15 protein-coding genes are annotated in these 26,226 nt (G+C 32.8%); 5 read left to right on the top strand and 10 right to left on the bottom strand.

The window, feature by feature from the left end:
- Positions 1-130: 130 nt before the first annotated feature.
- A complete protein-coding gene (locus tag FLB_RS01265) occupies positions 131-1,279 on the bottom strand; it encodes a GNAT family N-acetyltransferase (RefSeq protein ID WP_064714157.1) in 1,149 nt (382 codons plus the stop codon).
- A 786-nt stretch (positions 1,280-2,065) separates the two neighbouring features.
- On the opposite strand from FLB_RS01265, the gene FLB_RS01260 reads away from it, so the two are divergent.
- From FLB_RS01260 to FLB_RS01250, 3 genes are all read left to right on the top strand, one after another.
- Complete coding sequence (locus FLB_RS01260; protein ID WP_064714156.1) at positions 2,066-12,055, top strand: LamG-like jellyroll fold domain-containing protein; 9,990 nt, start codon at positions 2,066-2,068, stop codon at positions 12,053-12,055.
- Positions 12,056-12,125: 70 nt separating this feature from the next.
- Complete coding sequence (locus FLB_RS01255) at positions 12,126-13,103, top strand: gliding motility-associated C-terminal domain-containing protein (RefSeq protein WP_064714155.1); 978 nt, start codon at positions 12,126-12,128, stop codon at positions 13,101-13,103.
- A gap of 102 nt (positions 13,104-13,205) precedes the next feature.
- A complete protein-coding gene (locus tag FLB_RS01250; protein WP_064714154.1) occupies positions 13,206-14,081 on the top strand; it encodes a type IX secretion system membrane protein PorP/SprF in 876 nt (291 codons plus the stop codon).
- Between the two features lie 136 nt (positions 14,082-14,217).
- Here FLB_RS01250 and FLB_RS01245 read toward each other — a convergent pair whose 3' ends face one another.
- A complete protein-coding gene (locus FLB_RS01245) occupies positions 14,218-14,706 on the bottom strand; it encodes a DUF1761 domain-containing protein (protein WP_064714153.1) in 489 nt (162 codons plus the stop codon).
- Between the two features lie 182 nt (positions 14,707-14,888).
- On the opposite strand from FLB_RS01245, the gene FLB_RS01240 reads away from it, so the two are divergent.
- Together FLB_RS01240 and FLB_RS01235 are read left to right on the top strand one after the other, a co-directional pair.
- The gene (locus FLB_RS01240) at positions 14,889-15,590 is read left to right on the top strand and encodes a hypothetical protein (protein ID WP_064714152.1); all 702 of its coding nucleotides are present in this window, start codon (positions 14,889-14,891) and stop codon (positions 15,588-15,590) included.
- Positions 15,591-15,946: 356 nt separating this feature from the next.
- Positions 15,947-16,747 carry a hypothetical protein gene (locus FLB_RS01235; RefSeq protein WP_064714151.1) on the top strand — a complete coding sequence of 267 codons (801 nt, stop codon included), beginning with the start codon at positions 15,947-15,949 and terminating at the stop codon, positions 16,745-16,747.
- A gap of 172 nt (positions 16,748-16,919) precedes the next feature.
- Here FLB_RS01235 and FLB_RS01230 read toward each other — a convergent pair whose 3' ends face one another.
- The 8 genes from FLB_RS01230 to FLB_RS01185 form a co-directional block, all read right to left on the bottom strand.
- Positions 16,920-17,786: a hypothetical protein gene (locus FLB_RS01230; RefSeq protein WP_064714150.1), complete on the bottom strand. Its 867-nt coding sequence runs from the start codon at positions 17,784-17,786 to the stop codon at positions 16,920-16,922.
- A gap of 260 nt (positions 17,787-18,046) precedes the next feature.
- On the bottom strand, positions 18,047-18,760 hold the full coding sequence (locus FLB_RS01225; RefSeq protein ID WP_064714149.1) for a hypothetical protein: 714 nt from the start codon (positions 18,758-18,760) through the stop codon (positions 18,047-18,049).
- Between the two features lie 148 nt (positions 18,761-18,908).
- Positions 18,909-20,264: a metal-dependent hydrolase family protein gene (locus FLB_RS01220; RefSeq protein WP_064714148.1), complete on the bottom strand. Its 1,356-nt coding sequence runs from the start codon at positions 20,262-20,264 to the stop codon at positions 18,909-18,911.
- Between the two features lie 55 nt (positions 20,265-20,319).
- Complete coding sequence (locus FLB_RS01215) at positions 20,320-20,724, bottom strand: hypothetical protein (RefSeq protein ID WP_157490506.1); 405 nt, start codon at positions 20,722-20,724, stop codon at positions 20,320-20,322.
- Between the two features lie 212 nt (positions 20,725-20,936).
- On the bottom strand, positions 20,937-22,142 hold the full coding sequence (locus tag FLB_RS01210; protein WP_064714146.1) for an LETM1-related biofilm-associated protein: 1,206 nt from the start codon (positions 22,140-22,142) through the stop codon (positions 20,937-20,939).
- A gap of 645 nt (positions 22,143-22,787) precedes the next feature.
- Positions 22,788-23,420, bottom strand: coding sequence for an HdeD family acid-resistance protein (locus tag FLB_RS01200; RefSeq protein WP_064714144.1), 633 nt, complete (start codon positions 23,418-23,420; stop codon positions 22,788-22,790).
- A 974-nt stretch (positions 23,421-24,394) separates the two neighbouring features.
- A complete protein-coding gene (locus FLB_RS01190) occupies positions 24,395-24,949 on the bottom strand; it encodes a porin family protein (protein WP_064714142.1) in 555 nt (184 codons plus the stop codon).
- Between the two features lie 88 nt (positions 24,950-25,037).
- A complete protein-coding gene (locus FLB_RS01185; protein ID WP_064714141.1) occupies positions 25,038-26,174 on the bottom strand; it encodes a helix-turn-helix domain-containing protein in 1,137 nt (378 codons plus the stop codon).
- Positions 26,175-26,226 lie beyond the last annotated feature (52 nt).

Raw genomic sequence — 26,226 nt, 5'->3', positions numbered from 1 at the left:
CCAATTGCACCGAAGAACAACACCAAATGAACCGAAGAAGTGAGTTTATTGTAACCGCGCTTTAATAGTTGTTCAAATAGTTGTTCGAAAACCAGAAGAGGCTACTTTTTGAGTAGCCTTTTTTATGAAATTATTTGAAAGGATTTCGTTCTTGCCAAATCGTTTTAGGTTCGAGATAATTAAATAAACGAGGCAAAAAGCGATTGATAATAGGGTTTTTATGCTCCATTAATCCATACATGGTTTCGGGTTTTGCCCCAACAGAGCTTTTGATTTCTAAGGCTGTTCTGGCAAAAATGATTGTTTTGAATTCTTTTTTGATGGAATAAGCAATCATGTCATAAAGCATGTTCAAATACAGCATTTTTTCGCGTTGCAAGGTTTCATCATACCCCAAAAAATAGGTGTCCATGGCTTGGCCATTTTTTATTAACGTATTGAAACCAATCAATCTTCCATCTAAAAAATAACCATAAAAAAGGAAATTGTCTCCCCAAATTCTTTTTAAGTCACTAAAATGATTTTTAGACAAGAAAAAAGAGTTAAAAGGAGCATTTTTGGCTACATGATAATATAAGTCGTAAATCAGTTCTTTATTTTGTTCTATTTCTGTTAGTAAAAGTTTACGTTTAACGACTCCTTCAGCTTTTTTTCGGGCTCTTTTGTATTGATCTCTATATTTTTTTGCTAAAGCGTTTACATAATCTTGTTCGTTTTTCCATTGCTCAGGAATAGAAAAAATCATATTGGGTTGCGTGGTGAACTGAAAAATGTTTCTAAATGGGGTTTGATTGATTTTATCTTTTTCGGCTTTAGAGAAATCTTTACTGGTTCGTAAATGAATCTGTATTCCTTGATTTTTTAGAATTTCTTCAATACTATTTCGGGCTTCATGAAGGACTTTTATTTGCTCATTAAATGGGATGGAGTCCAAAAAGGCATAAGCATTTTCGCCTGTTAGCATGCAATTTCCAAGAAATAAAACATGAGAAGAAAAACGTTTAAAAGCAAAATTGCGAAGGATTGTTTTCAAGCATTGATCACGTTCACCAAAGGATTCTAATTTGTTTAAATCTAAAAACTGACTCAAGGCAACGCCTACTAAATCATTGTTTTGAAATAGGCCTATGAAGAAACATTTCATGTTGCTGGGACACGAATGTTCTAAAATTTCAAAATAATCTCTTTGCAAAAAAAGAGTTCCTTTAGCGATAGCATCCCAGTTTTCTGGAAGTTCGCGTGCAGATTGATAAATTACGAAGGAAAGAGGTGTGTTCAAATAGATTAAAATTGATGTAGAGGACAAATTTAATCTAAAAAGTCAAAGATTTGGATTATGATACAAAAAACTCCAATATAATACATGTTGAGATTTTGGGTTAGCCATTCGATGGTAGGGCATTCGCATTTATATAAATCGAGTTTCTTACTTAAATAACTACTATTTATTTCTAACCTTGATACGGATGTGAGACTAATCGTTTGAGTATGCTAAAAATAGAATCTTTGAAAATTGTCCTGCTCAGTCGATAAAAACATTCATCTAAGTGTTTTTGATGATTTCCGTATTGACGTGTAATTGAATTGTTCTTATAGCCGTTTTTATCTGACGAATGATTGTGTAAATTTCTTTGAAGTTTTTCCCAGGGCGCTTATCCTTTGAATAATTTTATAGCTCTTTGTTATTATTTTGTAATTCGTCCACTGGTTCGTTTTTACATTTTACATCTTTGCTTATAGACTCGTCCAATAATGGTTTATAGACTTTACAGAAGAATCATCAATACCATTCGCATAACCTCTTTTTTCTTTCCATATGGTTATATGTACTAAAAATATAAGTGTTTTTTATGTGAATAACTTGATTTATTAAAAAGAGAAATAAAATCAAGATTTTTATAAAATAACAAAGGAATTCGTATGAAAAACAAAATTGTAAATAACAAGATTTGTATTACAAATTATGGTCTATTCGTTTTAATATGAGGATTAAATGCATTAATTATCGATAAAATGCTGTTTTGTTGAATTTTTGTAATTAAGTTTGCATAACAAATATAAACTTATGAGAAAAAAACTACAATTTACTTTTTATGTAAAACTAAAGATTTTAACATGTTTAGTCTTATTTTTAACAACTTTATTAAGTACTGCACAAGAATCCCATCATATAAGACTTGGGAGGTTAGAAATTGGAGGAGAATACCCAAGGGGGCAGCTGTGGGACGCAAAAATAGTAGGTAGTAATCTCTATTTTACAGCAATACTTGCGGATGTTGATTGTGATACTGGAGATGATATAGTACTTGATTTAGTAGTAGAATTGGCTGGTAAGCAAATTTTCAAGATTACCAATGGAGGAGGTTTTTTTAGACTTACTAATGCCGATGATAGCTGTTTAAATTCAGCTAGGACGAAGTGGGATATTGCTACATCTTATAATTATTCCTATCAGAACTTCATATATGAACATAATAACAACGGTATTCTATACATTACATTTCCGCTTCCTGCCGAATTTCTTACTGGACCCATCACGTTATCGGGTTCAGCTCAAACAGATATAGGAGATCCAAGACAATCGTTAAATGCCCAACTCACAACTGCTGTTTTGCCTAATATGCCGGATGTAAGGGTAACTCAAGGTTGTGATGCTGTAAATCTAGCTTGGAAAAAAATAACAATAGATCCAACTTTGTCTTCGAGCGATTTTACTTATCAAGTTAAAAGAGAGGGGGTAAAAATTACTGATTTAAGAGCTGATGCGACTTCTTATAGTATAAAAGGGGTTACTGGAAGTACAAGTGCAACAGTAGAATTGTACTGGAAAAATGAATTAATTGGTAGTAATGAAATTGATGGATCTTCCTTTGATCCATTGCCAATTCCTGCCGATTTGCAGGCGAGTACTACTAAATGTGATGGTTCGGTTGATTTAAGATGGCAGTGGTCTCAATCAAGTCCAACTAATTTTGTGCTTTATAGATCTACTAGTCCTACGGGTGTTTTTACCGCTATGCCAGATGCTATTTCGGGATCTAAACGATCTTATACTGTAACGGGACTTACTCGTGGGCAAAAATATTATTTCAAAATAGCTGCCAAAGGAGGCAAGTGTCCTGGAGAAGGTGCAAAGTCTGAAGAAGCGGTAATGGGAATATCTCCTGCGAGTCCTGTAGCTCCTAAAAATGCAAACATGGTTATGGTTACGGGTGCAGAATCTGGGGTAAAATTATCTTGGAATGAACCACTATGGGTTTCGGATGATTATCTCAATGCAACTAGTCAAAAATATAAGATTCTTAGAAAAGATTTAAAAAAGGGTACAGAAACAACTATCGAATTGCCAATAGGTGATTTTTATGAAGGGCAGATTAAAAATCAAGTAGCAGGAAGCGATGGGTATTTGCTGACCTACACTGACAAAGAAGTGAGTACTTGCGAATCCTATTCGTACAAGATAATTGCGGTTAACAGTTGCAAATCGTCTGCTGCTACGGTTTTTGTTCAAGCAAATGCTTCAGATAAATTGAGTATTACTAATATTGATCTTTCCAGGGTTTTTCTAGCCAATAACTTAGAAACTTCAAAAGGGTATTTTGGCAATTTAGTGCAATTAGATTGGAAGACCAATGAGAATGCTGATTTTGTAGGCAGTTATAAAATTTTTCGTCGTGCCTTGAATAGTACGATTGCTCCAGAGTTGCAAGCAACGGTGGACAAAAATACTCGCACTTGGTCTGATAACAAAGCAGTTGCGCAAACACTTTATGAGTATTATGTGGTTGCTTCTGCAGATTGTGGGTTAGAAAAAATATCTAGTTATGATATCAGTAAGGTTACTGGAATTCCATACACTCAATTGCAAGGCCTACAAGGTTTAGCGGTGGGTGTTGGTTTTAGATTGCCATCAGCAATTGTAACGGGAAATATTAATTATGCAGGAGGTATTGAAGTACCTAATGTAAAAGTAGTTGCCGAGAAAGACGGAATGGTAACTGGTAATGCGTTGTCTTTTGATGGAGTGAATCAAAGCGTAATAATTAATCCGGACCAAAAAACTATTGCTTATAACACCACTGGGATGTCGGTTTCGATATGGGCAAAACCAAAAGCTTGGACTTCGAAACAAGTTTTAGCAAGCCAAGCAGGTGTTTTTGAAGTAGCCTTAAATAATGATAGAGTCGTGGTTACTATTGCTGGGACTTCGATAACCTCAAAAGCAAAGCTGACCGAGGGGACTTATTCTAATATTTTTGCTACTTATAACAATAGTAAATTGATATTGTACATTAACGGAAAACTAGACAAATCTGTTAATGCCAACGGATCTTTGGCAGCCAATGTTACCAATCCTATTTATTTAGGAAGCACAGGCGCTGGAAATTTTTATAATGGTTTGCTAGATGAATTTCGCATTTATAAAGCAGCATTAACACCTGAGGATGTAGAACGTGATTACAGTAGATTGATACGAGCAGAGACTCCAAACATTGTTGGAAACTGGCGTTTTGACGAAGGTGTTGGTCCTTTTGTATTTGACGCCTCCAAAGAAGGTGGTGTGTACAACAAGATTGACGGTGACTTAATGGGAGCAACATGGAGTAAGGAAGTGCCTTCGAGAGAACAATTGGGCTTTGCTGGATTTACCGATAGCAACGGTAATTATGTCATTGAAGGAATTTCATACGAAAATGCAGGAGAAAATTTTAGTATCACTCCTACCATGACCCTTAGCGGAGCCATCCATTCGTTTTCGCCATCAAACCGTGTCTTGTTTTTAGGCGAAGGAAGAAGCGTCGAAAATAATATTGATTTTATCGATCAGTCTTCGTTTAAGGTAACCGGAACGATACGATTTAATTTTGATGATAAGGAGAATGACCCAACACATTTTCAGAGTTCAGGATCTAAAGGAGTTTCTATTTGGTTAAACGGAACACAACAATTAACTAAAAACGGACTGCCAATTGTTTCTAATGAATTTGGACAATTTGAAGTTGTTGTGCCTATCGGGAAACACTTTTTAGAATTTAGAAAAGACGGACATACCTTTGTAAGTAATAAATTCCCAGCAACGGGCACTTATGATTATCAAGATATCTTGTCTGGAATAGAAGTTTTAGACAACACCAAACACACTTTTACTGGTTGTGTTGTAGGAGGATTGGTTCAGGCCAACAAAAAGTTAGGATTTTCTGCATACAAAGGAAAATTAAAAATGGATGTTCAGCGGATCAATAACATTGGAGCCACTTATTTTACGCTAACTTCCAAAGATACCCGCATTAAGCGCTCGGTAAAAACAGATCCAGAAACGGGAGAGTTTGTAATTCAATTACCTCCCAACGAATACGAATTCTCAGACGTATCTTATATAGGAGACGAAGCAAACCCTGCCGATGATAAAATTTTATTTTTATCCAAAGATATAGCAGCGATAAAACTAGATGATGCTGCTGCGTATAAAGGAATTGAAGAGCAGGAACCTGTTTTGATTTCTGGAGATTATGTTGTTAAAAAGGTAAACTATAACGCTGAAAAACGTTTGATCTATAGAAGTACTCCTACTATGGTGGTGCAAAACCATATTTCGAGAGATTATTTGCCCAACTCTGCCGAAGTAGATGCTAGCGGAAACGTAATTACCGAAAAAACAGTTGTTGGAGAAACCACAGTAAAAATATTTGATAAAGAGTTGTCTAAAGACATTCTTTTGCCAACCAAAGCATTGCCTTATCCTGCTTTTTTACAAGGAAAAGAGTATCAAGTGAGTATTAAAGCGGTAGAAAAATATGAGTATTATGGTACCAAACCAATAAAAAACCCAGCTACCGATCAAGTACCTGTTTTAGATGGTCAAGTTACGGTAAGCAATAACATAAGTGCCAAAGCCGATGCAGGATCAACAGCAGCGTATCAAAAGGCCGATGATAACTGGGTTGATCTTTTCGGGAATACCCATCAGTTTAGTTTGCAAAATGAGGGTAGTGTAAAGTATAATTTTATAGGAGGAGACCCCGATCTTGTTCAAGGTTCTGGTGCTGATGATTCTTTTGTAAAATCAATGGCTATTGCGCTAAAAACAGGGGATTACACCGTGTATTGGCCAGACCCAAACAATGCTTCCAAAGGATATAAAGCATACGTCCTTGGTGGATCAAAAATGCCAGGCACCGATTTTATAACCGAAGCACCTGCTTCTATAACCACTACACTTAGGATTCCACCCGGAAGTGGTAGTAGTGTTACATTAGAGAAGGGGAGTACCATTACCAAAGAATCAACCAGTAGCACACAGGCTGGTGGCGATTGGAGTTTTGGTGTTGGACTGGCTTGGGAATTTGAAGCGGAAGTGCCAGTAACCGGTACAAAACTAGCTAAAACAGATGGGCAAGTAATGGCTACAACTTACGGTTCTAGATATCTAGGTAACGAAAAAACAAATGCAAAAGCAACAACAACAACTCAAAGTCTGACCATTACAGCGGCTGATGCTTTTGATAAAGGAGATTTTTTCATTGCCGATTCTAAGAACATAGAAATTGGTCGTGCCAATAATGTAAAGTTTATTCTTGCCAGTAAATGTATTGGCTGTGTAGGACCTAAAGTAAAAAGCGAGGATGGACAAGAATATATACTAAATAAAGCTGAAACCTATTACCAGAAAGAAAAAGGAGAAACGCTATTGTTGTATTCTGAAGATCATATCAAAACCGATTTGATTCCAAAATTGAAAGCCATTAGAAACAGTCTCTTTATAGATCAAGCCAATTTGTATGTTACAAAATTAGGTGCGAAAGACACATTGTACGGAGTTAATAATGATGATCCTCGTTTAAAAGGAAGGAATTTTAATGATTATACAAAAGATGATATTGAAGATGACAAAGGAGCAAGTTATGAATTTAAGCGAGCATTGGCACCTAAAATAAATGGTATCATTCAGGATAAAGTACGTTGGTACAATAATCAAATTAGAGCTTGGGAAGAAATTTTGATGAACAATGAAATTCAAAAATTTACTGCTATTTCAGAAAACAAACCCAAACAAAAGAACATTTCTATAAGTTCCGGAATTGCTTATTCTAATACTTCGACTACTGAAACTACCGAAATTACAGTTTCTTCTACTGAACTGATGGCGGGTGCTTCTTTAGATACTGAAGGAAAATTCTTGCTTGGTACCGGAACATTGGTTGGTCCAAGTTTTAATCTTCACGGTGGTGGTGATAAAACTTTTGGGGATAGCACAAACGATGGCAAGATCAGCACTGTTACTACCTCTTATACCATTCAGGACAACGATAAGTATAATGTGTACAGTATGAACATTTATGACGGAAAAGGAAGTGACGGTCCGATATTTCAAATCGTATCTGGGCAAACTTCTTGTCCTTTCGAAAGAGAAAAAGAGCTAGAAGTAACCAAAGAACATCCTTATTATTTGCAATACTGGTTAGATCATTTTCCTGCTCTACTAGTCGATAAAATAAAATCGATCAAAGAAAATTATGCAGGTGTTGATGATGAATTGAAGGTTGCTGAAGATGGTTTGATTGCTTCATCTGTACTTTGTGGTACTCTCGCAACGGGTAATCCACTAGCTGTTGCTGCATGTATTGCTGTTCCAATTCAGGAAGCTAAAATAAAAAAACTAAAAGCGGATATTATAGCTCGTGACAAGGAGATTGAAGACATAAGTAAAGTTTTAGGAGAGAAAAAAGCAATTTACGCTCAATTGCTCGAGGCCTTTAAAAACGAACAAAAACCGTTGTTAGGAAAACGTACTGTTCAGATTGAAAAACCTGGAATATTAGTAGATGGAAACGACAAAGCCAATAGGGTAAATGTCCCTTCTAGCAAAGCGGCGATTTTTGATTTAGAATTGCGTAACGAAACTGAGCTAATTCCTTCATCTACAGATCAAGAGATTACTTATCAAATGTCTGTTGATCCTGCATCAAATCCTGATGGTTTGGTGGTATTACTTAATGGGGAAACCTTGGTAAGACCTGTAGAAATTTCGATCCCTTTTGGGCAAAAAATTCGTCAAACTTTGACCGTTTTAAGAGGCCCAAAAGAATACAAATACGAAGGATTGACTTTGGTTTTTGAATCGACATGCGATGAAACTATCCACAAGGAAATTACTTTAGATATTGAATACATTCCTGTTTGTTCCGAAGCAACTATTGTAAGTCCAGGCAATAACTGGACTGTAAATTATGATAGCAAAAATAGATTGCCTATAAAAGTGGGAGATTATGATGTAAATTACCAAGGCTTCAAAGGAATTAAAATTCAGTACAAACGTGCGAGCGAATCAGAGTCTAATTGGAAGCTTCTAGAAACCTTTTATCGCAATGACGAAGCCCGTGCCAATGCAGGCCCAGAAGAAGTGTTGCGAAAAGCACCTTTATTGACCGAACAAGGTGGTAATGACTTTATCTACAATTGGGACGTGTCTAAGTTAACGGATGATTTGTATGATGTGCGCATTCAGAGTATATGTCAAGGCGAATCTCAAGATGTTGTCTATACTTCTCCTACGATTTCTGGAATTGTAGATAGAGTAAATCCGAGTTCTTTTGGTGCACCACAACCTGCAGACGGAGTTTTATCTTCGGGAGACGAAATAATGATACAGTTTAACGAGCCTATCAATGCAGGTTTATTGAATCCATACAATTTCGATATTCGAGGTGTAATTCAAGGTGGAGAACTAAGACACCCAGCGAGTGTATATTTTAATGGCGCGAATGATTATATGAAAATCCCAGTCGGAGTTCAATTGAATCGTCGTTCGTTCTCGTTTGATTTTTATGCCAAACGTAAGAACTCCGGTGCCGAAACTTTGCTTTCTCAAGGAGCAACAGCGGCTCAATCTTTTGGTGCAGGATTTAATTCGGCCAATAAGTTTGAAGTTACTTTAGCTGGAGTAAAATTTAATTCGACTAAATCAATTCCAGCTGATGATTCGTGGGTACATTATGCGTATGCGTACGATGCTAATAATCAGGAAGCAAAATTGTATATCAACGGCGTACTAGATGCTATTAAGCAAAACTACACTCCAAATTACGAAGCAATCGGTGCTATTTTTGTCGGTAAAGATGCATTAGCGCAAAGTCCTTCTTTTAAAGGGAATATGCATGAGTTGCGTTTTTGGGGCAAAGCACTCACAGAAGCAGAAGTAAATGTAGTGGCTACAAAACGACTAAAAAGCAATGAGCCAGGATTGTTAGGTAACTGGCCAATGGAAGAGTCAGAAGGAACATTAGTACAAGATATCGCTAGAGAACGTCATGCTCAAATTGTATCGGGTACTTGGCAAGTGGCCCTAAAAGGGAATGCTCTAAGTACAACTGCCAATACCAAAGCAATTATTAATTCGCCTGCCTATTTGGATGTGTCGAATTTTAGTATCGAGTTTTGGTTTAAAGGAAATAATACAACCAATGCTACTTTACTATCAAATGGTAGAGGGGACGATCAGGATTTAAACAAAAATGGTTGGTCTATTCGAGCAGGTAGCTCTGGTTTATTAGAAGTTTGGAACAATAACAAACAATTTAAAGCCACGACAACCAACTTTTTTGACAACCAATGGCATCATTTTGCTTTAGTAGTTGATCGATTAACCAATACGGTTTGTTTTGTCGATGGAAAACAACAAAATACTACCGAAACTCAAGCGATAGGATTCTCTGGTTTTGGTGGTGCAGCCTTACACTTAGGCGCCATGGGTTGGAACGATATTTTCGGAAACACCAAGCAAGATCAACATTTTGTGGGAGCGCTAGACGAGGTTCGTATTTGGCAAGGTGCCCGTAATGCGTTGCAAATCAAACGCGACATGCGATATATGCTCAGTGGAGACGAAGCGGGATTGGATTTGTATTTGCCTTTTGATAAATACAAAACAAACATGGGAATCGAAATGTTAGAAGCTTCAAACGCTTCAGCAGCTACAGGAGATACCGCGGTTAAGGAAAATGGTCAGGCTGCTCAACTCAAAGAAAGTGTTGCATTTATGCAAGAAACTCCTTTGGTAAAATTGCCTAGACCAGTTCGAAAAGTAAACTTTAGCTACTCAGCCAATCAAGATAAAATTATTTTGACGACGGCTGATCCCGACAAGGTTTTAGAGAATGTAATTTTAGACATTAGCGTCACTGGTGTTCAGGATCTCAATGGTAATATCATGAGAGCTCCTGTTACTTGGACGGCTTATGTAGATAAAAACCAGGTGATTTGGATAGAATCGGATAAAAATTTCCAAATAGAGACTGGTAAAGGACTTACTTTTACTAACCGTATTGAGAATACTGGAGGAAAAGTATTTAATTATAATATTACCAATTTACCTTCTTGGCTTACTGCAAACCCAAGTAGCGGTACCATTGGGCCAAAAAGCTCTTTACCAGTTACTTTTATTGTTGACAAAGATGTCAATATTGGAAATTATGTTCAAGACATTCTTTTAGAAACCGAATTTGGTTTTGCAGAGGTTATGAATCTTAGTTTGGATGTTTCTAAGGCATTGCCCGAAGATTGGAAAGTAACGCCTTCGGATTATCAATATTCTATGAACTTTATTGCTCAATTGAATATTAATGGAGATGTTTCTAGAGACCCTAATGATCAAGTTGCCGCTTTTGTAGGGGATCAATGTCGTGGTATTGCAAAACTAAGATACATTCCAGCTTTGGATAATTATCAAGCTTTTATTAGCGTTTACAGTAATACTACTGCAAACGAAGCTATACAATTTCGTATATGGAATGCGAGCGACGGACAAGTACATCGTGATGTAACTCCAAGTTATGTTTTTGTTTCAAATGATGTGAAAGGAACTTCAATGAAGCCGGAGATGCTTAATGCAGTCGATGTTTTAGAACATACGTATGAGTTGTCTAAAGGATGGACATGGATTTCGGCTCATCTTAATTTCAACTACAATCCATCAAAACAGTTTAAAACCAATGATTTGTTAAAAACCCTTCGTGCAGAAAACGGAGATTTAATTCGTAGTATCGATGCAGTCGATAGTTTTGATAAACAAGAGGGATGGTTGGGATCACTTACCACAAGCGGTTCTATTCAAAACGGTAGAGGATACAAGGTGTTTTTGAGTTACGAAAATAAACTTAAATACAGTGGATTATTACTCAAAGGTGAGCAAGTAAAAATAAATGTTGTTCAAGGTTGGAATTGGATTGGTTTTATAGGATTCAAAAATACACCTATTAATCAAGCCTTGGCTGGTTTTGCAACTGTAAAAGATGGAGATGTCATAAAAAATCAATTTGCATTGGCGGTTTATGCACAAAATATTGGTTGGATTGGTGACTTAACGCACTTACGTCCAGGTGAAGGATACATGTTAAAAACGGCTCAAGCGGGTAATTTCTACTATCCGAATCTAAGCTATACCGCTTCTGGAAATAAAATAAAAGAGGAAATGGTAACTAAGATTCCTGCGAGTACTAAGTACGCAAACAGTATGAATGCAATTGCAGAAGTAGTAGGCGACAATCAAGATACTCGCAATAAATTGAGAGCTTATGTAGGTACCGAATTACGTGCCGAAGCGGCTCCTGTTTTTAATCCAATAACAAAAAAGAATACTTATTTTGTAACTATTTACGGTCAAAAGAATAACGAAAACATCCGTTTTGAATTTGTAGACGCACAAAACAAGCAAAGTTTTGTTGTAAATGAGAGTATTGCTTTTCATGCAGACTCAGTAACTGGAAACGGAAAATCACCACAATTGTTGACCCTTGTAGAAACGACTACAATAAACAATGTACTAGAGATATATCCAAATCCTTTTATAAATAAATTAAAAGTCAAATTGTTCAAGGGGCACACCATTGCTCAAATAAAATTGTCTGATATGCAAGGGCGAAGTATAAAAATTAGTACTACTTCTCCAGAGCAAGAAGAAATCGAATTCGATGCACAAAATCTTCCAAATGGAATGTATTTATTGTCGATGTATGATGCAAATGGTATTCTTATTCAAACCGAAAAAGTAATTAAATAATTCTACTACTAAATAATACTATCAGGATCTAATCCTGATAGTGTTATTTTTTACAATCAATTTATTTCTAATGAAAAAAATAATTTTATATCTCGTATTGTCACTTTCTGTGACAGTTACATTTGGACAAGTACCATCCACGTGGAAAGTCAACCCAAGTGCCTATTCCAATTCAATGGTAATTACTGTTGTATTGAATATGAATTCACAAGAATCAAGAAATCAAGAAGATACTGTAGTAGCCTTCTTAAATAATGAGGTCCGTGGTGTTGCTGCACCAATCACTTTTGTTAAATCAAAAGACCGTTACATGGCTAACCTTATTGTTTATAGTAATGATACTAGTGGTTTGATTACATTTAAATTATACAACAAAGACAGAAATGTTGTTTCAGATGCCGTAACTCTTCCGATTACTTTTGTAGGAGAAAGCAAGTTAGGGTCCTATGATGAACCTATTGTAATCAAGGATAATAACATTCCTACCGATATTGCTTTATCTTCAACTGCTGTATCCGAAAACAAACCTATTGGAAGTCTTGTTGGCGCAATCGCTGTTGTAGACAATGATGTTAGAGACCTACACACGATATCTTTTTTAGATGGTGCAGGTTTCGATAATGAGCTCTTTGAGATCATAAATGGTAGTCTTTATACCAAAGCAATTTTTGATTTCGAGAAAAAAAGCAATTATACAATACGTATTCGAGCTCAAGATGCTAAAAACGGAATTGTTGATAAGACCTTTACAATTCAAATAAACAATGCAAACGAGATAGAAGAAGTTTTAGCTTTTAATAACATCATCACGCCCAATTATGACGGTCATAACGATTTTCTTGTAATAAACAATATCGATTTGTATACCAGTCATGATGTATCTGTTTTCAATACTATAGGGCAGTTGGTTTTCAATTCTGTAAACTATAAAAATAACTGGAGTGGTTCTGAGCTAAAAAGTGGGATTTACTACTTACATTTTGCAGGCAAAGATCAAGAAGGAAAACAATTCGTTTACAAAGAAGCCCTACGTATTATCAACAACTAAAGATTTTTTTGCCCTTCACCAAGGGCGTTACGTTGCAGGTTGTTTAATGAATAACTGAAATGTAAAATTGCTTTAAATCGTTTTACAAATAAAAAAGATTAAATGAAAAATATTTTTAAAAAAATAATAAAAACACTCCTGGTTTCAACCGTGTTTATTACGTCCTCTTATGGGCAATACCCATTGAATAATCGCCTTTTTCAAGAAAATAAATTCAGTATGAACGTTGCTTATGCTGGTGAAGAAAACAACACTAGACTCTCTGTAGTGAATAATTATATACCAAGTAAAGTCGACAATGGGAACAATTCCTATTGGATTTTGGGTACTTTTGATGTAGGATTGACAAAAAATCTCGCTACAGGAACTCGTTTATCATACAATCAACAAGGTGCATTTTTAGAAACGGTTATCGAGCAAGCATTGGCATACAAACTTAATATAAATGAAGAGCAATCGGTAGCTTTAGGGATTAGTTTCGGTCTAAACAGGCAAGTATTCGATCCTCAACGAGGACTTTTTCCTAACCAATTTGTAGATATGGAAGACAAAGTGCTTGACGGGAATAGTATTTCAAGAAATGATTTACGCACCGAAATTGGCGCAGTATATAAATTTAAAAAATTTGAACTCTCTGTAGCACTTCCAGCTTTAATGCAAGACAAGAATTTTGCTTCTGGATTCCTAACGTATGCAAGTTACAACTTCGCTACTTCTACAGATATCGAAATAAAACCATCGATTCTTATCAATAGAACGTACCAAAAAGATTTCGAAATTACAAGCAGTATCAATTTCTTGTATTTACAAAAAGGATGGTTGCAGTTAGGCTACCTCGACACAAATCAGCTACTCATTGGTGCAGGAATTCGTTTTGAGAAAGTAGGAATTGCATACAGCGCCGCAATCCCATTCAATGAGAAATACACCTCCCTAATCGGGAATGCACACCAATTAGGACTTTATTTCAAACTATAAATAGCGAGAATTAAAATAAAAACCCATAAGGTTTATATACGAAACTGCCCTCGATTGAGGGCAGTTTTGTTAAAAAAAAAGCCTATTCGATTGGTAAAAAGATGCGTTTCAAGGCAATTGAAACGCATCTTTAAAATTATACCCAGCCACAAATAATGGCACCCATAATGGTAAGCGTAACAATCCAATAGCCTGAATGAATTAAAATGTATCTCCAAGATTTTCTTTCGAAGAGTCCGTTAATTCCAATCATCGGGAAAGCAAAAAACAGCCCAGACATTAATCCATGTAATGCACCATGCTTATAGGTTCTAAAAGCGGTTCCATAATCAGCCATAAAAGCAGTAAAAGAAGGAAGGGCCTCATTAACTTTTGCAGGACCCCCAACCATTCCCATAGCCCCTATTTGATGAATGGTTAATGTCATTTCGATGGAAGCAATAAACAAAGAAAATAAGTAAGTTAGCCCAAAAATCTTCAGCATGTTTCCAGTCTTAAGCTGTTCTTCGGTGAGTCCGGCTTCTTTCATCCAAACAGTACCAAATACTTTTGGGTGATACCAAACAAATCCTACAAAAAGGGTAATCAAAGCCGCTACAAATAGCGATTGAAAATTCATTTCCATAATTCGTTCATTTTAAGGTTAGTAGTCAAATATACAAAAAAATAAATTGTGCCATTTTAATTACATTCTTGTTGAATTATAGTGCATAATTTTTTTAATGATGTATTTGGTCGATTTTATTTGTATTTCATCTTCAAGTATGTTATTTTTAGAAAGTTAATTTAAGAATTATTTAACAATCAATGAAAAAAGTACTTTACCTCTTGTTTTTGTCTTTCTCTGCTAGCTCTTTTGCAGCAGTTTCTGTTTTAGAACGTGAAGCTTTATTAGATTGGTGCCAAGCTACAAATGATACGCAATGGAATATAGCCGATTCAATTAGTATAGGGTGCGGTGTTGTCCCGAAGAACAATAAATTGATTGGTATTGATGTATCCGATGCTAATTTGTCAGAAGGATCAACCACCGCAAAAGTAAGTTTAGTGGATTTGAAAAAACTGAATTTGCAAGACAATTCTCAAAAAGTTTTGATTTCAATTGAGTCAGCAAATTTAAGGGCATTAGAATTAAGAAATGTTTCGCTTAACCAAGTATCAGGTAGTGTTCCTCCTTCTATTGGAAACCTTAGTCGATGGGTTCAAATCGAGTTGTATATGAGTGAGTTAAAAGGAACTTTTCCATTTATGTTAAAAAAACTGACTCATGTAGAAGTTTTGTCTCTGTTCAATAATGAAATTAATGGAAAAACACTAACATCATTATATACTATTCCTTCCTTACAAGCAGGAGCGCTCAGTAATAATCAATCAAGAGAGGGATTGTGTGTAGATATTGTAATGTTAAGAGATGTGGAAAGTGTAAGTCTATTTGATAATGAATTAAAAGGCCTTATACCAAAAGAATTAGAATCGTTGAAAAAATTAAGAGAATTAAATTATTCTTAAATAAATTGAATGAGCCTTTTTCAAAACACATAATAGTTTATAGTGTTTTTCTTGAAGCTATTGATCACTAAAGAAAATTTGTTTTGTTAATAACAAGATTATACTTTTTAGTTAAAATAAAATCTTAACTTCTTGATAATTAATATGAAAAATATTTAAATTAGGCATTCAAACCATATGCGCTAATTTTCATGATTTTTTTTTAGCAATAGCAAAGTTTGGAATAAAAAAAAACAAAATAATTCTTTCAAAATTTTTTAAACGGATTGAATTATTGCTGAATAATAATTGTGAGTACAAATGTAATTCCTCGCTATTGTAAAATATATTTGCCTCAACGTTTTACGAAATAAATTATGAAATTAAATTTTTTACAAAAGCCTAAAAGAAACATGAATATTTTTTTTAAGGTAGGTGTTGTATTTTTTGTCTGCCATCTTACTAATCTTCATGCACAAACCAAAAAAGATAGTATTAAAACTACAGATATTAGTAGAACCAATCCAGGTATTCTTAATAATAGTTTAACCTTATCAAATGAATACAAAATATTAGATGATAATTCATTTTACAAAAATACATTTAAGGTAATTAATGAGTTCATACTTGATAAAAATGGAAAAACATTGTTTAGATTGTCAACGCCGTTTTTAGCAACAAATCTTCCTGAGAACAAGAATGGTTTAGGGAACTTAAATGTAAGATTTGCATATGTGACTCACAAAACCAAAAAATATGCAGGAGCAATTTATGCTGATTTTGATTTAAATACTACAACAGAAAGAAGTTTAAGAACAAATAAGAATGACTTTGAATTTGGATATACCCAGGCTTTCTATTTTAAGAATAATGACATTTTTGCAGTAGCGTATTTACAATCTTTGAGTTTAACAAATTCGGGCCCCAATTTAAATACAAACCAAGGCTCATTTGATTTTTATTATGTTAAAAGCTTTAATTCAAACAAACAAACTATAAAAGGAGATTTTTCTTTTGTAGCTGATTATGCAAATAAGTTTAATTATAGCTCCTTTAAAATTATTTTTGTTCAGAAAATAACAGATAATATCGTAGCTTCCATAAATCCCAGCATTGGGATTGGTGCTTCGAGAGACCATAACTACTCTTTAGGATTTGGTTTAAGTCATGTTTTTTAGTAACCTTATCCTAATACAATTAGTGAGTATATGATTTAGTTATTTAGGTACTATCTTAAGGTGAGTATTCTCGAAAGAACTAATAAAAGAGGGCGATTTTTATGTCTTAAAATTGAGTGTAAGACACAAAATCGCCCTCTTTTTGGTTTTGTAGTAGTGGTTTAGAATGCTTTTATTTTTTGCTGTAAATAGGGCTTCTTTTTAATAAATACTGCATGGAGTCCATCCAAGAGTCTTTAAAATTAAACACTGGTGTTCTAGTTTCTGTAAATATTTTAGAACCATTTTTGTAAATCTCAAAATACACTGTAAAATCAAATTTCTTATTCTGTGTTGTTGTAGATACGTTAAAATCATCGACTTTTGCTTTTGAATCATTTTTAGCAGTTATTGTGGTATTACCATATCCTGTATTGGTTTGATCCACCGTTACCACATATGAAACTTTAGCAGCAACAATATTGTCAACTCCCAAAATATTTTGCAAATCAGAAATAAGTACTTCATCAATGTTCGAATAATCTATGCCTGCTTTTTTTAACAATGAATTGGTTTCACGCAAATCTTGAACCGTTAAAGGAAATATATTGGCAGATCTTTCCATCAATTTATTATACATGTCATTTTGAGCAAATTTTGCCATCTCTGATGATGAAGCCAAAGTTTCTTTATTTACAAATGGAATTGGTAGTACGGCAATTGTATTTTGTTTAATAGTTGATTGCGTGGTTGGCGTAATTTGATTTGCTTGAGCGACAGCTTTAGTTTCTGTAGTATTTTGTTGAGATCCGGAATTATCCGCTATATTAAAATTTTGCTCTCTACCGCTCTTAAAAATAATTTTAGCTACTTTGGATAGACTTAATGTGTTTTTAAGTTTTTCATTTGGATAATTGAATTCAACATCACTATCAGTAATATTGGTAATATTTACATCAAGTATAGAATAATCTTTCTTGATTATTTTGTCAAGTTTAGTTGCCTGTGCAAATAAATTGCTTGCTAAAAACACTAGTAAAAGAGCAAATAATTTTTTCATTTTTTTTTAGTATTATTTTGAATTTAAAGTATATATGGTTTAATAAGCAATATCTAATATAATTAGTTTATACCTGAAAAATATAAAAATGTTTATTGAGTTATACGCTTAGATTAACATGCAAATTGGTTATATGGCCTGTTTACTATAATTTATTTTCATAATAAAATACATTTCTGTATGATTTAGGTTTTCATCACAATGTACATGACTGATTATTTTAAAGTCAGAAAAATAATCTAGCGTATAACTCAAAAAGATTATTTACTTCTTTTTTTCTCTTTTAAAAGATTTCCATATCTATCGTAAACCTTTTTATCTTTAACACCTGTTACTAAATCTGTGAGTTTAATAACCATTCTATTGTTAAAGGATTGTTTTATTTTTACTTGAATTGGATCTGAAGACGAAGCATTATCCTCTGTTACAGCTGTTGGACCATCAACACTTTCGTCAATTTCAACTGGAGATAATATAATGTCTCCATCAATATCAATAGCTTCTTGAGATTTGGTTACACTAACTGGAGTATCAAAGGTATAATCTTTACTGTTTATAGTTGCAACGCCTTTAAATCTTCTTTTAGTAACTTTTTCATTTGAAAAAACAGTATCTGTTTCTGTTACATGCAAAACTAAAGTATCTTGATCGGTATGACTTGTTAATACAATTCCAATAATATCATTATTTTTATTTACAAATGCATTAGCCTCATCTGTATCATGCTTTGTTGTAACTGCTCCTTTTTTGTTTTTTCGAGTTACATGAACCGTAGATTTAGCGCTTTTAACAACGGATCTTGCCGTAGTGTTTCCGGGTAAAAGCTCTACAAAAGTTATTTCTTCAACTGGTGTTTCATCAACAATAATAGTATCAGTTTCTTTTGATTCTTTTGATTGATCTGTTTTTTTACAGGACTGTACAGTAATCATTGCAAAAAGTGCAAAAAGTACTAAAAATTTATTTTTTTTCATTTTTTAGTGTTTATAAGATGGTTTACTTGATAAAAAAAAGCGATTTTGAAAACCAATTTATTGCTTTAAGCTTTCAATTATAAGGCTTCAATACTCTGCTGATGAATCAAAATCGCCAATTTACATTATCATTAAATTTTGATATGAATTAGTTTGCTAAAGTGTTTTTATACACTTTACCGTCTTTCATTATCAATTGGAAATTCTCATCAGGATTAACAATCAATTGGATATCTTGTAATGGATTTCCGTTTACAATAATTAAATCTGCATAAGCGCCTTCTGAGATTTCACCTAATTTTCCTGCTTTGTACGGATTTCTTTTTCCAGATAAACTAAGCAATTCAGCATTGCTAGAAGTAGCCATTTTAAGTACTTCAAAGTTGCTTAACCATCTTGTTACTTTTGCTAATTGTTTTCCTTGTTTTTTTGCTAATCCTGCATCAAAAAGACAATCTGTACCCCAAGCCAATTTAACATTGTGTTTTTTTGCTAGTTTATAAGTAATGTCAGTTCCATTAGTCATTTCTAAATATTTTTTTTCATTTTCAGAACCTGGAGGAAAATAAATCGCATCGTCGTCATTCAAAAATGGTTGTAAATCCCACCAAATTCCTTTTTCGGCCATGATTTTTACAGTAGCTTCATCCAGTAATTGACCATGTTCAATACATTTTACACCCGCTGCAATTGCAGTTTGAACCGCTTTTGGAGTATAAGCGTGAACTGTAACATATGTGCCCCAGTTTTCAGCCGCAAGTACTGCTGCTTTAAGTTCTTCTAAGCTATATTGTGCTACATCTAAACCATCATAGTTTGACGCTACTCCACCACCTGCTGCTAATTTTAATTGTGTTGCACCTTGGCGTAAATTCTCACGAGAACGTAACAAAACTTGATCTACTCCATCAGCAACGGCATTCATACCATTTCTTTCAGTATAAGTCATATCGCCAATTCTCTTTGGTACATCTGTTGGCATACCGAAATCTCCATGACCTCCAGTTTGAGAAATGAAAGCGCCACTCGCAAATACTCTTGGTCCTGCATACAATCCATGATCTATTGCTTTTGCAAGTGAAAGAGCTCCGCCTCCTAAATCTCTAACAGTTGTAAATCCTCTTAATAATTGTTTTTCTGCAGCTTTTGCCGCAAACAAATTCATGTAAGCAAAGTCACTTGTTGCCATTTGTGCTCCAGATAGGCTTTCCATCATTAAGTGTGCGTGAGCGTCAATTAATCCTGGTATTACATATTTTCCTTTTCCATCAATGATTTGAGTTGAACCACTTTTATCAACTGCAATAGGAGAAGTTGATATTTGTTTAATTAAACTTCCTTCGATTAAAATATTTCCATTAACCGTTTTGTTATCTTTTCCGTTGAAAATGTTAACGTTGTTGATTAAAATTTTTGTCGGTGCTGGAGTTTGAGCTGAGCACACAGTATTAATCATTAAGGTAATGACTAATAGAAATGATACTTGTCTGATTTTGTTTGTCATAATAAGGTTTTTTAATAGTAATAATTTTTTTTTTGCAAGGCAGTGTATGCCTATTTTAGGAAGCATTTTTTATATGCTCGTATTTATTTTGCGCCGTTAATGCTTCAAGTATTGCTTCTTGTACATCGCCTAAAGCAATTTCTGCCCAGTCAATACAGTTTTGCGCATAATCAACAGCATCGTTGTAATCTGCTTCTGCAAATTTTAGATCTAAATGATGTTTTGCATTTGCAATTTTGGCCTCAATTTCTAATTTTCTTGCTTTTGCATGAGCTTCAATCTGAGCAATTTTTTCTTTGAATGAATTTTTTGCATGCGTAATTTTTATCTCTGCTTTTGCAAGTTCCGCTTTTGCAACAAATTCATCTTTTTTTACAACTACTTCTGCTTTCACTTCTGTAAGTTTTTCTTCTAGTTTTTCTTTGTTTTCAGCATTTGCTTTAGTAATGCTTTCTTCCATACTTTTTGTTTTTGCGGATAATGCGGCTATCGCTTCCGAGAATTTTTGTGGCATTTTTTGTTTGTTTTTGATTTTGCCTACTTTGTAAAACGGTGTTCGGCTTTTCCGTATTAATTCCTAATAGTTATATCAATTTACTATAATTGATAAATCTATTTTTTGATTATTTTTTTTTGCTTGTACTAAATTGGCGACTTCAACCTTAACATTATTTAATCATCACTCAAGTTTTCATTCAATAATGTTGGAACAATATTTGGCAAAAATTTTATTAGCATAGGAAATAATATGCTTGTACCTGGCAAAATAAACACGAGCATTGTCGGTATTGTTTTACATATCTCTAATACTTGTTTTTTTACTTTTTTTTCTTCCTCTAAACTTAACTTTCGTTTTTTTGAAGTAAGTAATAGATGTACTAATTCATTGTCATTTTTTATCCTTTCGACTAGGCTGTTTTTACTTCGCTCTAGGGTTTTTTTAACTGAATCTTTTGCTCTTAGATTAAAATTTTTCAATGCAGAAACATTATTTAAAAAAGGCAAATTTGATTTATGTTCTAAAAAAAACATTTTAAAATCCGATAGACTTTCATCTGCTTTACTTGTGTCTACGGCTAATTTTTTTGAGAGCAAAAACAAATAGTCTCTTTCTAAACTTGAAATATTCTCACTTTCGGCATTCCAAAACGCCATAATACAAATGTCAATTAGGTAGTACTTCTCAAGATTGGAGGTGACGTTTTCAAGATTTAGTTTAGAAATTTCATAGTTGTCCGAAACATGAACGTCAGAATATCTCAAGGATTTATTAAAGAGTTTAATCATTAACTCTTCATATTTTGTTTTTATCTGTTTTTGGTTTAAAATTATTGAAACTACTTTTACAACAGATTCTTCTATATTTTTTAAATAATCAGTAGGTATGTTTTCAAAGATTAAAAATTTTTGAAATGCTAAAACATCTTCAAAAATTAACCCGTTGGTAACTATAAATGAAAAGTTTTTGGTAATAAAGTTATTATTCGTCGTAACTCTTGTATCAAGAATTTTTTCTAAATCCAAAGTGATACTTTTCTCAGTATTTTTTTTATTGAATCTGTTTTCTTTTTTATGATTCAATTCGTTATAAAAATCATGTACTTTATGAAAGAAGTCATGATGACTTGTTGATTTTGTTTGAAACGTATATATTTCATATAAGCTAGATAACAAATTTACTTTTGTAAAATCAACCTCAGACCATAAAGAAGTGTCATAATCGTTAAGGTGTTCAAATGAAACGGAATACCCGTAGATTAGACCCGTTTGTCTAATTTTTTTATACAATCTATATTCGTCAGTTACATTTAACTCAAAATTTTCTTTTTGGGTTTTAAAAAATTTTTCAATCCAACCAAAATTAGAAGGGTTTATCATGTTTGTTATTTTACTAATTAAAAAAAAGGGGTGTTGATTTAAAAAAAAGCAGCTTATTAAAGGTTATTTTGTTGAATGTTAATATCAATTTCACTTATTAAAGTTAGTATTACTCTAATAAAATAAATTATTTGTTGTATTGAAATTACATACAAGGAGATGTAAAAAGAGAATAAAACTCTGTGATAATTAACTGGGAAAAAATCATGAATAGCATCAAATACTTCGGAACCTTTATGAAGAAAATTAATGTCTTTTAATATGATTATTGATAAGGAGAGTATGATCATCAATAAATTCAGATAAATTAACCTTTTCACAAAAAATATAAATTTAAAGTATGATTTTCTTGTTTTAAATTTTTCAAACAATCCTAAACAAGCAAAAAATACTCCAAAAAATATTGCGCAACAATCAATTAGCTTATCATTAAACAAAGCTGTTGATGAATTAAAATCTATGCGTAGTAAATAGAAAAATAAGAATGTGGAGAATAAAATTAATACAGAAATCAAGTCATTTTTAGAAATCCTATTTCTTAAATGTAGCATTTTTGTTATGATTTTTATTAAACAACAAAATTAAAACTTTGCCAAAGTGGCAACAATGACAAAGTTTTACGTAATTAATTTAGTTTTTTTAAGATTAGATCAAACGTTCTTTAATTTCAGTTTTTAAATTATTGATTTTATCTTTTAAATCGGAAGAAACAGTTTTAGGAATGTCTTTTATTTTTTTCAATCTAAAAGACAACATGGATGAAGCAATCCCAACAAAAATGAATGTCAAAGCTGTTAATGAAACCAATGAAAGACCTGTAAATACAGGATTTGCTAATAATAAAAAGGCAAATAGTATTCCTGCGATACTCAATAAGGTAACATTGCTCCATTTTGAATCATTTAATTCTTTTAAGTCGAATGAATATCCAAGAAGTTGAAAAGAACGAAACAACATAGTAAAACCAACATAAAATGGAAGTATAGCAATAGAAATTTCTGGATTTACTTGAAGATAAATTCCTATTAATAATGTCAATAATCCTCCAACTAAATACCATCCCCAACCTTGTATAATATCTTTATTTTGAATTGAAAATAAGATTTCAAAAAGCCCTGAAACTATAAATGAAATGCTAAAGAGTATTGATAGTGTTAAATAAGTCTCTATTGGTGTAGAGAAAATGTAAATTCCAAGAAGGATAAAAATTATTCCGATGATCAATGGAACATACCAATATTTAATTGTGTTGGTTAAGTGTTGTAATAAATTTGACATATTAAGTTTGTTTTTTTTGCCTACTTTGTAATAAGGTGTTCAGCTAGTCCTTTTTTTTTTATCCTTTTTAGTTTAATCCGTTTTTCTATGATTTTCATTTATGACATGATTACATAAACTCTAGGTTTATTTTAGAAGAGCAATAGATTTTTTTACTATTCTCGTTGTATTTCTCTTTTCAAATAGCATAATTTATGTTTATTATTTACCTATTTATCATTCTCGAAAGGTTATGAAGGATTAAATTTTGACCTGTTTTGAATTGTATTCATAGGGTTTAAATTGTTAAAATCTAAAATCGCAAGATATTTTAAAAAAATTGAAAAAATGCTTTAGATTTTTTCAAAATTAACAAAATTATATATAAATAATTATCTTTTTAACTTAAATTGTAAAAAAAATCATTTAACGAATAAAGACGTATTAAAAGTTTTGAAAAATTAAGAAATTATATACAGTTGATTTTGTGGGTATTAATTATTGCAAAAATAAACGCACAAAATTTTGAATGCTTAGGGTGCTTTTTTTTAAATCAAATCATATTTTTTTAAGAAAAATCTTCAAAATTATTCTCGGTCAGAATTTTTACTATAACAATTGTACTCATGCGATTTATGCAGCTGCAGAAACTTTTACTGTAAAAATAAAAGCGTTTAGAAGTCAGTTTAGAGGGGTAAGAAAAATAGATTTTTTCTTATTCAGATTATCCAATCTTTTGCATAATCCCCAACTTTTGAACTTGACCCAATATTTAAAGAGGGGATGAAAATAATAGGCATAAAAAAAACACCTGCTTTTTCAAGTGGTGTTTTCTTAGTAGTCCTAACGGGACAATTTTTGAATAGTTTTGTGGATGATTTAAAAATATTAGAAGGGCAAAATGGCTATTTCCAAATTTTTAGATTTTCCATGAAATGATGCATTAATACATTTGCAATTCAGTTTATAAAACTTTTTTATAGAGTTATTAGGTTTTAGAAAAAGAAATAACCAACAGATATTTGAAACACTCCGTTTTTATATTTACTTGAAGAATCATCTAAATTATTAATGTTTGATAATCCAAAATTATATCTTGCTCCAAAATTAAGTCCGTTTTCCAGTTTATAACCTAAGCCAAAATTAACCCCAAAATCAAAAGTCTTAAACGAATTTTTTACATCTGTATTGTCATTTTTAGCGGAAAGTAAAAATCCTATTTGCGGTCCGGCTTCAAGACTCAATCCTTTTGTTACATAATATTTTCCCATCAAAGGTATATTTAGATAACCTAAGGCAATTATATTGTTGTTGAAACTGTATCCCTGACCAGAATACATTAATTCAGGTTGAAAGGAAAATTTATCTGAAATAGGAATTTCTGATAAAACACCAAAATTAAATGATGTTACCATATCGCTGCCAGTGGAATTATTCCCGCTGATTGACGCAAAGTTCAAACCTCCTTTAGCTCCAAATTTAATTTCTTGAGCAGTAACATTTGTAAATCCTAAAGCTGTAAGAACAGCTAGTGCTAAAATTTTTTTCATAAAAATTGTTTTTAATTATTGAATTGCAAAACTCACACAAGAAAAACTAGAAAAGGTTTCAAAAGCTTAAAATTGTATAAATCGGTACTTATTTATTAGAATTTCGATACTCATTTGGTGTTTGACCAGTAGCTTTTTTAAAAGCTTTGTAAAAAGTAGTTTTTGAAGTAAAACCTGATTCTAGACCCATCATCAATAGGTTATATTTTTCATATTCAGAATTAGAAATCATTTCCTTGACAGCTTCAACCCGATAATTATTGATGTAATTGGCAAAGTTGTCTCCTGTTACCGTATTTACGATTTGTGAAACATATCCAGCACTTATGCCTAGTTTTTCAGCGATTTTTTCTCTGTTCAATGTACAATCTGTATAAATATGATGTTCCTTACAAAGAAGATCAAGTTTTTGAAAATAATGATTATCTACCGAGATAGATTCCCGATATTCTTCTGGGTTGTCATTGTCTATAACTTGCGAAGTACTACACGAAATAGCTAAATCTTTATTTAGAAAAGTATAGATAGCATTCTTGTTTTTTGCAAGTCTATACTTGTAAATGCCTATATAGGCTGTCCAATGAATAATGAATGTTGCAGATAAAGCCACGATTCTCATAGCAGAAGAAATGTCATATTGAAGAAGAATGGCGACTAACCAGGTAATAAGCCAAGAGAATAACAATGAAGAAAAAAGGGTTAATAAGGTAACTACCCATTTTTTTTCTTCAAAATCTTTTAAATGTCTTATCATAAAATAAGAGTAAATCAGCAGGAAAGGAATGAACGTAAAGACTAAAAAATGATGAATTAGAGTAAGTATTTGGAGTACGGCTATGCCTGGCTTTGGAATAGTATAAAATCCTGCTACACGATCAAGATCTTTTGTAATGTTAAGTACAGCGGAATATGTAAATGGAACAAAACATAAAAATGTTTTTTGTTTGCTTTTTACAGTAGCATCAATCTGATTTACGATATATAGGAATAGGAATGTAGGTAATAGTAATGCCCACTCGACATTGTCAATAAAGTGTAGCAAAGGATAGGAAGTATATACTTCTTCTAATTCAAAAACATAATTCAATAAAAGAATGGAAAGTGTAAATAGCAAGTATGCCACATATTTGTTTGAATTACTATTAAATAAGGCAGATCTTAAAATAATTAATCCCAAGATGATTCCCTGAAAAATGGCGATATTTAAAAGTGTAGTATAAATCAATTTTTTTAAGATAAAAGTTGTTTTCTATATTTGTTTTGGGATATCATGGGAA

The sequence above is a fragment of the Flavobacterium succinicans genome, from assembly GCF_001662485.1.
GTDB lineage: Bacteria > Bacteroidota > Bacteroidia > Flavobacteriales > Flavobacteriaceae > Flavobacterium > Flavobacterium succinicans_A.
Note: the sequence above shows the minus strand (reverse complement) of the source record. Positions and strands in the feature narration are given on the sequence as shown.